The following is a 12960-nucleotide window of genomic DNA, read 5'->3' on the forward strand; positions in this document are numbered from 1 at the left end:
CCGGCAATGCCATGGGCGGGCGCACCGGCGGCCTGCTGGGCGCGGCCGTGGGCGGCGGCGCGGGCGCGGCGCTGGGCGGCAATGTGTCGCGCAGCAATTCCTACGACGATGACCGCGGCCGCGGCTATCGTGGCGGCTATCGTGGCGGCTACAAGCGCAAGCACAAGCATCACCACCACGACGACTGATCGGCAGGATCGGACGATCAGCAGCAAAACGGGCCCCGAGGGGCCCGTTTTTCATTGGCCCGGGTGGGCGCTCGACCAGGCACGGGGAAGCGGTGCACGAATGCGGGCCATGCCGGGGGTATCATGGATCACGTTCATGCCGCTTCGCCGGCGCGATGCGGGACCGGGTTTGCGGAACCGGTTTTGCGGACCCTCAATGCGGAGCCCCGGGGTGGAGCCCCGGTGTGGAGCCCAAAAACAAACACGCCCGTACCGGCGCGGTACGGGCGTGTTCTCCGTTAGATGCGGGGAGAGCGCTTGCGCTCCCTCCCCACCGGCCTGTGGAGATCAGCCGAATGGGGCGGGGCCGCCACGGGCGGCCCCGGCCAACGGGCAGGCTGCCTTACAGGGCAGCGGCGCCGTCGGTGAAGACGTCGAACTTGCCGCCCTTGGCGCCGTCGGTGTACGGGTCGAACTTGCCGACCTTGGCACCGTCGGTGAACGGGTCGAACTTACCGGCGCGGGCGCCATCGGTGAAGCTGTCGAACTTGCCGGTCTTGCCACCGTTGCTGTACACCGAAGTCTGGGTGATGCGGGCGCCATCGGCGAACACATCGAACTTGCCGCTCTTGGCAAACGCGGGCGCGGCCGACAGGGTGGCGGCGAGCGTGGCGGCAGCGGCGATCAGGGCAAAACGTTGGGTCTTCATGATGGTTCCTTTCCACTGGCGAGGACACCGGCTCTTTTTTTCAGCAGCTTCGCTGCAATGCGGCATCCGATGGCTCGATATTAGGCATTTCCCTCATATGAATAAATATTGTTGCGGACAATGATTAGTTCTAGTTTTCGCAATAAATAGCCCACAATCCGTAAGAGTTCACGAGCAAGACTGGAGACTATGTCATGGACCGGCTGCAATCGATGCGCGTCTTTTCCAAAGTAGTGGAGCTGGGCAGCTTTGCACGTGCAGCGCAGCAACTGGAAATGTCCAATGCCGTGGTGACGCGCTACGTGGCCGACCTGGAGAGCCATCTGGGCACCCGGCTGCTCAACCGCACGACCCGTAGCTTGTCGCTCACGGACGCCGGAGAGACCTATCTGCAGCGTTGCCAGCAGATCCTGGAGGACGTGGAAGAGGCCGAATCGGTGGTAACGGCGCGCAGCCAGTCGCTGTCAGGCACGCTGCGGCTGGTGGCCCCGGTGATGTTCGGCCTGCACCTGCTGCCGGAAGCGCTGGCCCGTTTCCAGGCCATGTACCCGGATGTGGTGTTCGACGTGCAGTTGTCCGACCGCATTGTCGATATCGTGGAAGAAGGCCGCGACGTAGGCGTGGTGCTGTCGGACCTGGGGCTAGGCTCGCACCTGGTGGCGCGTCCCCTGATTTCCGCCGAGATCATCCTGTGCGCCTCGCCGGGCTACCTGCGCCAGCACGCGCCGCTGCGCCACGCGCACGAACTCAGCCATCACCGCTGCATTGCGATGCGCCTGCCCACGGCGGAGCATGAGTGGACGCTGTCGGGGCCCGAGGGCGAAGTGACGGTGCCGATCCGGCCCAGCCTGCTGTGCAGCAATGCGGAACTGGCGCACCAGGCGGCCCTGGCCGACATGGGCGTGGCCATGCTGTCGTCCTACCTGGCGCGGCCCAATATCGAGTCCGGAAGGCTGACGCACATCCTGCCGCAGTACCAGTTGCCACGGCGCGACGTCAGCGTGGTCTACCCCAGCCGCAAGTTCCTGCCGACCAAGGTGCGCGCTTTTATCGATTTTCTGCTGGCGGATGGCATGGAGCGCAGCAAGCACCAGGTCTAGCCAGCCCGGTGCGGTTGGCGCGGGCGGCGCCACATTGGCACCGCCCGCGCCGCGGACTTACTCCTCGGCGTCGGCCGTGGCTTCGTCGCCGGTGCGCGACTTGCCGGTGGCGCGCTTGGCAGCTGGCGCCTTGGCAGCGGCCTTCTTGGCCGCGGGCGCCTTCTTTGCCGGTGCCTTGGCCGCCGTCTTGGTGGCGGCCTTGGCCGGCGCCTTGCCGGCCTTTTCCTCGGCCTGTGCTTCGTCGCCGCCGCTCTTGGCGGCAGCCGTCTTCGCCGCCGCGCCCTTCGCGCCCGCCTTGGGTTCGCGTGCCTCGAACTCGAAGCCGATCTTGCCGTCCGGCTGCTTGGCCAGGTAGGCCTTGAAGTTGCGCCCGGTGCGCGAGGACTTGAAGCCGGTCAGCAGGTCGGTGCGGCCCGCGCCCAGCAGCTTGCCGATCTGCTCGCGCGAGATCTCCTGCTGCAGGATGATCTTGCCGGTGGTGAAATCGCAGGTCTTCGGGCTGGCCACGGCGTTCTCGCACACGTACTTCATGCCGTGCTCGTACACAGCGCCGGCGCACTTGGGACAGGCGCCGACCGATTCCTGGCCGGTGAAATCCACCGGCTCGCCGTCGTTGTCGTCGTCGTTCTGGCCGAAGTCGAATTCCATCTTGTAATGGCCTTCGTCGTCGCGGCCCAGCTTCAGAATGGCGGCGAAGGGCCGGCCCATCTTGCTGCGGAAGCCTTGCAGCGGACCGATTTCCTTCTTCAGCAGCAGTTCTTCCACCTCGTCGATCTCGAACTGGCGCCCGCCCGGGATCTTGCTGATGGAGAACTCGCAAGCCGTGCAGGCAAAGCGGCGGTAGTTCTCCTTGACCTGGCTGCCGCACTGCGGGCACGGCGTGGCCAGCGTGGCGTAGTCGCCCGGGATGGTGTCGCTGTCGTATTCCTTGGCACGCTTGACGATCTGCTGCGTCATCTGCGCGATCTCGCGCATGAACTCGTCGCGCTTCAGGCCGCCGCGTTCGATCTGCGACAGCTTGTGCTCCCATTCGCCGGTCAGCTCGGCCTGGGTCAGCTCCAGCACGCCCAGGCCGCGCAGTAGCGTCATCAGCTGGAAGGCCTTGGCGGTGGGAATCAGTTCGCGGCCTTCGCGCACCAGGTATTTCTCGGCGAGCAGGCCTTCGATGATGGCCGCGCGCGTGGCTGGCGTACCCAGGCCCTTGCCGGCCATGGCCTCGCGCAGCGCGTCGTCGTCCACCAGCTTGCCAGCGCCTTCCATGGCGGACAGCAGCGTGGCTTCGTTATAGCGGGCGGGCGGCTTGGTGGTCAGGCCGACCGAATCGACCTTGTCGACCTTGACCCGCTCGTCCTTGGCCACCGCCACCAGGTTGGACTCGTCGCCCTGGGACTCGCGGCCGTAGACCACGAGCCAGCCCGGGTTGACCAGCACCTTGCCCTCGGTCTTGAAATGATGGCCCGCCACCTCGGTGACGCGCGTGGTGACCAGGAACTCGGCCGCCGGGAAGAACACTGCCAGGAAGCGGCGCACCACCAGGTCGTACAGCTTCTGCTCCGGCTCCGACAGGTTCTTCGGCGCCTGCAGCGTCGGGATGATGGCGAAGTGGTCGCTGATCTTGCTGTTGTCGAAGATCTTCTTGTTCGGCTTGATCCAGCCGCTGGCCAGCACCTTCTTGGCATGCGGCAGGTAGTTCGGCGAGCTGTCGGCCAGCATGTCCATGGTCTGCTTGACCGTGTCCAGGTAGTCCTCGGGCAGCGCGCGCGCGTCGGTACGCGGGTAGGTCAGCACCTTGTGCTTTTCGTACAGCGCCTGCGCCAGGCCGAGCGTGTTCTTGGCCGAGAAGCCAAAGCGGGAGTTGGCCTCGCGCTGCAGCGTGGTCAGGTCGAACAGGGCCGGCGACTGCTGCGTGGAGGGCTTGGATTCCTCGGTGACGGTGCCGGTCTTGTCGCGGCAGGCCACCACGATGCTCTTGGCCTCGGCCTCGCTCCACAGGCGCGATTCGCGCGCCTCGGGATCGAACTCGTTCTTCTTGAACTTGGGATCGAACCAGCGGCCTTCATACAGGCCCGCGGCGGCGATGAACTCGGCGCGCACTTCCCAGTAGTCGCGCGGGACGAACTTCTTGATCTTCTCCTCGCGCTCCACCACGATCGACAGCGTCGGGGTCTGCACCCGGCCCACGGTGGTCAGGAAGAAGCCGCCGCCCTTGCTGTTGAAGGCCGTCATGGCGCGCGTGCCGTTGATGCCCACCAGCCAGTCGGCCTCGGAGCGGCAGCGCGCGGCATCGGCCAGCGGCAGCATGTCGGCGTCGTCGCGCAGGCGGGCGAAACCGTCGCGGATGGCCTGCGGCGTCATCGACTGCAGCCACAGGCGCTGCACCGGCTGGCGGGCCTTGGCCTGCTGCTGGATCAGGCGGAAGATCAGTTCGCCCTCGCGCCCCGCGTCGCAGGCGTTCACCAGCCCGGTGACGTCCTTGCGCTTGATGAGGCGGTTCAGCACCTTGAGGCGCGACTCGGTCTTGGCGATCGGGCGCAGGTCGAAGTGGGGCGGGATCACCGGCAGGTTGGCGAAGCTCCACTTGCCCCGCTTGACCTCGTATTCGTCCGGGGCGGCAATCTCAACCAGGTGGCCGACGGCCGACGAAAGGACGTATTCGTCGCTTTCGAAGTATTCGTCATGCTTGGTAAAGCCCCCGAGGGCACGGGCGATATCGGCCGCAACCGATGGCTTTTCCGCGATGATGAGGGCTTTTGACATGGATCGGGTCCTTGCTGGCCGCTCACTGGCGGCCTGCGAATTATTGCCACTGAAGGCTATGCACTATATGTAAACAGCGAGCCTGGGCTTTGAGGCGCCAATAATAAGCGCGGTTTCGACGGCGGTGCAAGCTGGCCCGTGCGTCGCTGCCCCCGGGCGGTGCCATCCGGCCCGCCCCGCCGGCTAGGCGTTGCTGTCTCCGGCCTGCAGCCACTCGAGCACCTCCGGGAGCTCCGTGCCGGCTGCAAGCCGCATGGCGGCGCCGCGCGCCAGCATGCGTTCGAGCACTTCGATATGCGGCAGCAACGTGCCGTAGAACTGCGGCGCGCCACCGGCCGCAGGCTGTACCAGCACGGTCGGGAAATTCTCGATGTCGAGGTCGCCAAGCCGGTCGGCGTGGGTCTCGATATCGATCCAGACAAAGCAGTCTTGCGGGAAACGCGCCGCCAGCCGCCGCAGCGCCTCCAGGTAGTCCTTGCAGGTGCCACACCACTCGGCGCACAGGCAGGCCACCAGGCGGCCTTGCGGACGCGCTGCCAGCGCCTGGGCGATCTCGCCCGCATTGTGCTCCGGAAAGTAAACGGTCATGGCGGAATAAACATGAGCCTTTTCAGGCACGGGAATCGTTTGATTGTAGCGGGCGGCGGGAAAACCGTTCGGCGCGCTCACCCGATGCGCCGGTAAACGTTGCCGGGCAGGCGCTCCACCGCGCCCTCCAGCTCCAGCGCCAGCAGGGTGGCCGCCAGCTGCTCGGGCGGCAGGGCGCAGCGCGCGCACAGCGCGTCCAGCGTGACCGGATCGTGGGTGAGCGCCTGACCCAGCAGGTCGTCCAGCCGCGGCACCTGCGCTGGCGCCACGCGCGGCACGCCGCCGGCTTCCATGCCGAGCTCCTCCAGCACGTCCTGCGCAGTCTCGACCAGCTTGGCTCCCTGCCGGATCAGCAGGTGGCAACCCTTGGACAAGGGGGCGTGGATCGAGCCGGGCATGGCGTAGACCTCGCGCCCGAGCTCGGCGGCAAGCCGTGCCGTGATCAGCGAGCCCGAGCGCGCCGCCGCCTCCACCACCAGCACGCCACGCGCCAGCGCAGCGATGATGCGGTTGCGCTGGGGAAAATGCTGGCTGCGTCCCGGCGCGCCAAGCGCAAACTCGCTGACGATCGCACCTTCGGCTGCGATGCGGTGGGCCAACTCGCGGTGGCGCGCCGGGTAGACCAGGTCGGCGCCGGTGCCGATCACCGCCACGGTGCCGCCGGGGCCGGCGAGCGCGCCGTCATGGGCGGCGCCATCGATGCCCAGCGCCATGCCCGAGACCACGGTCAGCCCGGCCCGGGACAGCACGGTGGCAAAGCGCCGCGCATCCTCCACGCCCTGCACGGTGGCATTGCGCGCGCCCACCATGGCCACGGCCGGGCCGGCCAGCGCCTCGGGCCGGCCTTTCACGTAGAGCATGGGGGGCGGATCGGACAGATCCAGCAAGGCGCGCGGGTAGGCCGCATCGGCCAGAGTCAGCAGATGGTTGCCGGGTTCGCCGGCCCAGGCCACGGTGCGCTCGATCAGCGCCAGCGTGGCCGCGTCGGGGTCCGCCAGCAGGGCGCGGGCCTGCCTGGCGGGTATGACCCGGGACAGGGTGGCGAAGTCCAGCGCGAACAGCTGCTGCGGCAGCCCGAAGGCCGCCAGCAGCTGCCGCACCCCGGCCTTGCCAAGACCCGGCGCCTGGGTCAGCCGCAGCCAGGCCGCGATCTCGGCGGCGTCTGGCACGGCGCCAGGCACGGCGTCAGGCACGGCGGCCGGCGCCGCGCCCGGGCCGGCTGCTGGCCATGCGCTCAACGCGGCGATGTGACGTGGTCGCCCACCTCGATCGCATTCGAGGCGTCGGTGACCAGGGCGTACGCAACGCCAGGGAAGACCCGGAACACGAAGGCCAGGCCGTAGCGCTCATCGGGCAACTGGACCGGGCGGTTGCCATCGGTGCGGTCGCGCACCACCAGGCCCGCGCGCGACAGCGCCACCACATGGCCGGGTTCGAGCCCGGCCGCGGTGCCCAGGTTGAGCACCACCACCTGCTTGGCGCCGCCAAACTGCACGCCGCCGTAGACCGCCGCGATGCGGCCGTCGAGCAGGGCATCCGGTGCGTGCGGGATATAGCGCACGGCCTCGCGAGCGGGTTGCGGCATCAATAGCGTGCCCGTGCCCATTTCCTGCTGGGCCTGGGTGACCTTGAGCGTGGTGACGGCCTCGAAGCCTTCCGGCGGGCGCGAGATGCGCACGTTGCCCTGGTACTCTGCCTCGAAAGCCAGCACTTGGCCGGTGACGGGATCCTTGATCGGCCTGACCGGCTTGAACGCCTGCCAGTCGCTGCCGACCACGGCCTCGGGCGGGGAGATGCCGCGCGCGTAGGCGGTGTCGCCCATGCCGAGGTACACGCGCGACTCGGGCAGGCCGATGATGCGCGCGGACGTCTGCAGCGTGCCCTCGTCGACCACCTGCGGGCGGATCAGGAAGGGCTCGATGTCCTTGGCGGGGATGCTGGCAATGGCGCCGTCGGGGCCGCCCTCGGAACGCACGGCCGGAGTGAGGCGCACCGTGTCGCCCGCCGCGGGCGTGGTCGAGAGCCAGGCCCGGCCGTCACGCTGGATCAGGTACAGGACCTGGCCCGGATAGATGAGGTGCGGGTTGCGGATCTGCTGCCGGTTCATGCCCCACAGTTCGGGCCAGCGCCAGGGCTGGCGCAGGAAGCGCCCGGAGATGCCCCACAGCGTATCGCCGCCGCGCACCACATATTGGGTGGGCGCGTTCGCGGCCAGGTCGGCGGCGGGTATGCCTTGCTGCGCCGTGGTCGACGCCCGCGCCTGCTGGGCAGGGGTGACGACCAGTTCGGCAGCCTGGACCATCGCCCCCGTAGCGACAGTGATGCCAGCCGCACACAGCATTGAACAGGCAAACGCGTACGTCCTGCGGCCCGGCGCCGCCTGGTGTTCTTTGGTAAGATCGCGCATTTTCTCGAACCGGCTGGCAGAACAGCCGGATTGACCCTGGAGAGCGCGCCTGCTGCGACGCGCCTTGAATTTTTGTACTTGCGCCCCGATTCTGCATGTAAACACCCGTTGCCGCAACGCGGGCCACATGTGTGAGCAGTGGGGGCGTTGCGCCCCAGCATCATGGCCAAACTCGATATCCTGACCTACCCCGATCCCCGCCTGCATATCGTGGCAAAACCGGTTGCCGCGGTGGACGACCGCATCCGCCAGCTGGTAAATGACATGGCCGAGACCATGTACGAGGCGCCGGGCATCGGCCTGGCCGCGACACAGGTGAACGTGCACGAGCAGGTGGTGGTGATCGACATCTCCGAAAGCCGCGACGAACTGCGCGTCTTCATCAACCCGGAAATCACCTGGGCCAGCGATAACCGCAAGGTGTGGGAAGAAGGCTGCCTGTCGGTGCCCGAGGTCTATGACCGCGTGGAACGCCCGGACCGCGTGCGCGTGCGCGCCCTGAACGAGAAGGGCGAGACCTTCGAGCTGGACGCGGACGACCTGCTGGCCGTGTGCATCCAGCACGAGATGGACCACCTCAAGGGCAAGGTCTTCGTGGAATACCTGTCGCCGCTGAAGGTCCAGCGCATCAAGTCCAAGCTGCACAAGCGCGAACGCAGCCGCATGTAGGCCCGGGCGGCTGCGCAACGGTGCTGGCGCCATTGCGCGGCCTTGTCGTACCGCTTGTGCTGCCTGCGGCCACGCGCCAGGCCAGAACCGCTGCGCTTCGCCCTGAATGCCGAAGCAATCTCGCAAGAACAGCCGGCGGCTTCGCCGCTCCGGCGCGCTCTGCTATCGTATTGCCTTCCCGATGATTCCCTCGCCGGCCGCTGATGCGGCCGGTGCCGCTTTACGCCGGAGCGCTCCATGTCAGACGTGTCCCAACCAGCCAGCCAGCCCGCGCCGCTGCGCGTCGCCTTCGCCGGCACGCCCGAATTCGCCCGGGTGGCGCTGGCCGCCATCCACGAGGCCGGCTTTCCGGTGGTGGCGGTGCTCAGCCAGCCGGACCGCCCCGCCGGGCGCGGCCTGCAGTTGCAGGCCAGCCCGGTCAAGCAGTACGCGCTGGAGCATGGCCTGGCGCCGGTGCTGCAGCCGCGTTCCCTGCGTCGCCACGGCAAGTATCCCGAGGAAGCCGGCGCCGCCGTCGATGCGCTGGCGCAGATCGCGCCGGACGTGATGGTGGTGGCCGCCTACGGCCTGATCCTGCCGGCCGAGGTGCTGGCGCTGCCGCGCCTGGGCTGCCTCAATATCCATGGCTCGCTGCTGCCGCGCTGGCGCGGCGCCGCGCCGATCCACCGCGCCATCGAGGCCGGCGACACGCAGACCGGCATCACGCTCATGCAGATGGACGAAGGCCTGGACACCGGCGACATGCTGACGCTGGAGGCCGTGCCCATCTCTGCGCACGACACCACCGCCGCGCTGCACGACACCCTGGCCGCGCTGGGCGGCCGCATGGTGGTGGAGGCGCTGCGCCGCCTGGCCGCCGGCGAGCGCCTGCCGGCCACGCCGCAGCCCGCCGAGGGCGTCACCTACGCCGAGAAGATCGGCAAGGACGAAGCCCCGCTGGACCTGCGCCGCCCCGCCACGGCGCTGGCCGCGCAGGTGCGCGCCTTCAACCCGTTCCCGGGCGCCACGCTGCAGGTCGGCCAGACCGTCATCAAGTGCTGGCAGGCCGATGCGCTGCCCGCGGCGGGCGCGGGCGAGGCGCCGGGCACGGTGCTGGCGGCCGACGCCGGCGGCGTGGTGATCGCCTGCGGCGACGGCGCGCTGCGCGTGACCGAGCTGCAGAAGCCGGGCGGGCGCCGCCTGCCGGCGCAGCAGTTCCTGCAAGGCATGCCGCTGCCGCCGGGCACGCGCTGCGCCTTGCCCGAAGGCGCGGCATAGTCCGCCAGGCACCCCGACCCGCTTTCGCCGCCAGGAGCCCCCGATGCTAGGCATTACTGACTTCCCCTTGTTCGTCGGCGCCGTATTCCTGCTCAATGTGACGCCGGGCCCGGATACGGCGTATATCGTCGGCCGCAGCGTCGCGCAAGGCAGGGCGGCCGGCGTGGTTTCGGCACTTGGCGTCAGCGCCGGCTGCTGCGTGCACTCGGTGGCCATCGCCTTTGGCCTGACCGCGCTGCTGGCGGCCTCGGCCACGGCCTTTACCGTCATCAAGTTCGCCGGCGCCGCCTACCTGGTGTGGCTGGGCCTGCGCCTGATCTGGCAACGGCAGGCGCCAGGCCGCGCCGAGGCGGCCGCCACCGTGCCGCCGGGCTCGCGCGGCTTGCGCTCGCTGTTCATGCAGGGTTTCCTCACCAATGTGCTGAATCCGAAGGTGATCCTGTTCTTCGTGTCCTTCTTCCCGCAGTTCGTCGATCCGCAGGCGGGACACCAGGCCGCGGCCTTCCTGGCACTGGGCGGGGTGATGGTGCTGATGTCGACGCTGTGGAACGGGCTGGTGGCCTGGATGGCCGGCACGCTGACGCGCAAGGTCGGGCAGGCGCCGCGCCTGAAGTGCTGGCTGGATCGCTTTGTCGGCGCGGCGTTCATCGCCCTGGGTGCCCGGCTGGCCCTGGTGCAGCGCTAGCCAGGGCCGGGCCACTGCCTGTTTTTCAGGCAGCGACCCGTTGAATTTCCGCCTGTGGCGCCCATCTAAACATCACCGCGCCGCGCTTGCGCGAACTGGCCGGCCCGGTCGTGCGCACCACGGCCGGCAATGACTTCTTCGGAGATCAAGGCAATGTTCAACTGGGTCAAGACCTTCATGTTGATGGCGGCCATCACGGCCCTGTTCATCGTCATCGGCGGCATGATCGGGGGCCGCAGCGGCATGATGTTCGCGCTGGTGATGGCGCTGGGCATGAATTTCTTCTCGTACTGGTTCTCGGACAAGATGGTCCTGCGCATGTATAACGCGCAGGAGGTCGATGCCAGCACGGCACCGCAGTTCTACGGCATGGTGCAGGAGCTGGCGCAGCGCGCCCAATTGCCGATGCCGCGCGTGTACCTGATCAACGAGGACGCGCCCAATGCCTTTGCCACCGGCCGCAACCCCGAGAACGCCGCGGTGGCGGCCACCACCGGCATCCTGCGCGTGCTGTCCGAGCGCGAGCTGCGCGGCGTGATGGCGCACGAGCTGGCCCATGTGCAGCATCGCGACATCCTGATTTCGACCATTGCCGCCACCATGGCCGGCGCCATCGCCGCGCTGGCGAACTTCGCCATGTTCTTCGGCGGGCGCGACGAGAACGGCAACCGTAGCAATCCCATCGCCAGCATCGCGGTGGCGATCCTGGCGCCGCTGGCGGCCTCGCTGATCCAGATGGCCATCTCGCGCGCGCGCGAATTCGAGGCCGACCGGGGTGGCGCCACCATCAGCGGCGACCCGCAGGCGCTGGCGATGGCGCTGGACAAGATCCACCGCTACGCCCAGGGCATTCCGTTCCAGACCGCGGAGCAACACCCCGCCACCGCGCAGATGATGATCATGAACCCGCTCTCCGGTGGCGGCATCGCCAACCTGTTCTCGACCCACCCGGCCACCGAGGAACGGATCGCCCGCCTGATGCAGATGGCGCAAACCGGCACCTATCCGGTGTGATGGCGCCCGATCAGCGCCCGATCGGAGCCTGATCCCGCGCCGAGCCGCCCCGAAGGCCGGCAAAAACGCCGGCCCGGGGCGCATACAGGGTAAACTGCCCGCCGTGCTTCCCCTGGAAACGGCGGGCAGTTCGTTTCCGGCCGTTCCGGGCCTGTCCGGCCTGTCGGGTCTTGCCGCCAGTGCTTGCGGCCGGGTCCCTTGCCATTCCGTATCACTGCCTCACCGCTTCGCTGCCCACTGTCATGCGCCTGCCACACGAATCCCTCGCCTTCCAGATGCTCGCTGCCGCGACTGCCGTACGCGGCGTCAACGAAGGCAGTGCGCTGCCGCTGGCCATCGACAATGCCGCCGCGCAGTTCCGCCTCGACCGCGTGCGCGATGCCGCCACGCGCGGCGCGCTGCAGGACCTGGCCTACCGCACCATGCGCCAGTTCGGCACGGCGCGCGCACTGGTCACCAAGCTGGTGACGCGCCCGCCCGGCGCGCAGGTGGACTCGTTGCTGGCGGTGGCGCTGGCGCTGCTGGTCGAAGACGAGCAGGGCGAGGGCGGCTACACCGAGTTCACGGTGGTGGACCAGGCCGTCAGCGCGGCCGCCTCCGAACCGAAGACCGCGCACGCGCGCGGGCTGGTCAATGCCGTGCTGCGCCGTTTCCTGCGCGAGCGCCGCGCGCTGCTCGACGAAGTGCGCCGCGACGACGAGGCGCGCTGGAACCTGCCTGCGTGGTGGCTGAAGATGCTGCGCGAGGCGTATCCCGAGCAGTGGACGGCGCTTGCCGAAAGCGCCAATGTGCGCCCGCCCATGACCCTGCGCGTCAACACCGCGCGCGTCTCGGTGCCTGAGTACCTCACGCATGTGGCCAATGCCGGCATGGCGGCCACGGCCATCGGCACGCAGGCGGTACGCCTGGTGCGCGCCTTCCCGGTGTCGCAGATTCCCGGGTTTGCCCAGGGCGACGTCTCGGTGCAGGACGCCGGCGCGCAGCTGGCCGCGCCGCTGCTCCAGCTGGCCGACGGCCAGCGCGTGCTCGATGCCTGTGCCGCGCCCGGCGGCAAGACCGGACACATCCTGGAGCTGGCCCGCGTGGATGTCACCGCGCTCGAGAGCGATGCCCTGCGCGCCGCGCGCATCGACGAGAACCTGGCCCGCCTGGGCCAGCAGGCCAAGGTGGTGGTGGGCGATGCGAGCCGCCCGCAGGACTGGTGGGATGGCCAGCCCTACGACCGCATCCTGGCCGACGTGCCATGCTCGGCCTCCGGCATCGTGCGCCGCCACCCGGACATCCGCTGGCTGCGCCGCGAGGTGGATATCGCGCGCCTGGTGACCGAGCAGCGGCGCATCGTCTCCCAGCTGTGGAACCTGCTCAAGCCGGGCGGCATCCTGGTCTACGTCACCTGTTCTATTTTCCCAACGGAGGGGGAAGAGCAGGCGCGCTGGTTTGGTGCACAGCTACCAGATGCGATACGATTGCAAGCGCCCGGCCAGATGCTGCCCGGCAGTAGAGACCATGGAGGCCAGGCGGCCGGCGGCGGGAGTGCCAGCCAGGAAGGCCTGCCCTCCGATCACGACGGCTTCTTCTACGCGCGCTTCCAGAAACGACCCTGACCG

General features: G+C 68.6%; 11 protein-coding genes and 1 pseudogene. 7 read left to right on the forward strand and 5 right to left on the reverse strand.

Annotation, left to right across the window (positions count from 1 at the left end):
* Positions 1-188: pseudogene (locus AC1DKV_RS22255) on the forward strand (hypothetical protein); the annotation flags it as partial.
* Between the two features lie 382 nt (positions 189-570).
* On the opposite strand, the gene AC1DKV_RS22260 reads toward AC1DKV_RS22255, so the two are convergent.
* Entirely contained in the window at positions 571-876 is a 306-nt protein-coding gene (locus tag AC1DKV_RS22260; protein ID WP_441612829.1) for a hypothetical protein, read from the reverse strand.
* Positions 877-1070: 194 nt separating this feature from the next.
* On the opposite strand from AC1DKV_RS22260, the gene AC1DKV_RS22265 reads away from it, so the two are divergent.
* Positions 1071-1976 carry a LysR family transcriptional regulator gene (locus AC1DKV_RS22265; protein WP_441649825.1) on the forward strand — a complete coding sequence of 302 codons (906 nt, stop codon included), beginning with the start codon at positions 1071-1073 and terminating at the stop codon, positions 1974-1976.
* A gap of 57 nt (positions 1977-2033) precedes the next feature.
* Here the strand turns inward: AC1DKV_RS22265 and AC1DKV_RS22270 are convergent, their stop codons facing one another.
* From AC1DKV_RS22270 to AC1DKV_RS22285, 4 genes are all read right to left on the reverse strand, one after another.
* Positions 2034-4733, reverse strand: a complete 2700-nt coding sequence (locus AC1DKV_RS22270) for a DNA topoisomerase III (RefSeq protein WP_441649826.1) — start codon at positions 4731-4733, stop codon at positions 2034-2036.
* A gap of 183 nt (positions 4734-4916) precedes the next feature.
* The gene (locus AC1DKV_RS22275; RefSeq protein ID WP_441612832.1) at positions 4917-5321 is read right to left on the reverse strand and encodes a thioredoxin family protein; all 405 of its coding nucleotides are present in this window, start codon (positions 5319-5321) and stop codon (positions 4917-4919) included.
* Between the two features lie 77 nt (positions 5322-5398).
* A complete protein-coding gene (gene dprA / locus AC1DKV_RS22280; RefSeq protein WP_441649827.1) occupies positions 5399-6514 on the reverse strand; it encodes a DNA-processing protein DprA in 1116 nt (371 codons plus the stop codon).
* Between the two features lie 41 nt (positions 6515-6555).
* Positions 6556-7728 (reverse strand): LysM peptidoglycan-binding domain-containing protein, encoded by a 1173-nt coding sequence (locus AC1DKV_RS22285; RefSeq protein ID WP_441612834.1) that lies wholly within the window; start codon positions 7726-7728, stop codon positions 6556-6558.
* Positions 7729-7890: 162 nt separating this feature from the next.
* Between AC1DKV_RS22285 and def the strand changes: the two genes are divergently transcribed.
* The 5 genes from def to rsmB all read left to right on the forward strand — a co-directional run bounded on the left by def (position 7891) and on the right by rsmB (position 12957).
* Positions 7891-8397 (forward strand): peptide deformylase, encoded by a 507-nt coding sequence (gene def, locus AC1DKV_RS22290; RefSeq protein ID WP_441612835.1) that lies wholly within the window; start codon positions 7891-7893, stop codon positions 8395-8397.
* 237 nt (positions 8398-8634) lie between these two features.
* On the forward strand, positions 8635-9654 hold the full coding sequence (fmt, locus tag AC1DKV_RS22295; RefSeq protein WP_441612836.1) for a methionyl-tRNA formyltransferase: 1020 nt from the start codon (positions 8635-8637) through the stop codon (positions 9652-9654).
* 43 nt (positions 9655-9697) lie between these two features.
* The gene (locus AC1DKV_RS22300; RefSeq protein ID WP_441612837.1) at positions 9698-10339 is read left to right on the forward strand and encodes a LysE family translocator; all 642 of its coding nucleotides are present in this window, start codon (positions 9698-9700) and stop codon (positions 10337-10339) included.
* Positions 10340-10492: 153 nt separating this feature from the next.
* Complete coding sequence (gene htpX / locus AC1DKV_RS22305; protein ID WP_441612838.1) at positions 10493-11353, forward strand: zinc metalloprotease HtpX; 861 nt, start codon at positions 10493-10495, stop codon at positions 11351-11353.
* Between the two features lie 242 nt (positions 11354-11595).
* On the forward strand, positions 11596-12957 hold the full coding sequence (gene rsmB / locus AC1DKV_RS22310) for a 16S rRNA (cytosine(967)-C(5))-methyltransferase RsmB (RefSeq protein WP_441612839.1): 1362 nt from the start codon (positions 11596-11598) through the stop codon (positions 12955-12957).
* Positions 12958-12960: the final 3 nt, after the last annotated feature.

The organism is Cupriavidus sp. 05T41 (genome assembly GCF_056396525.1).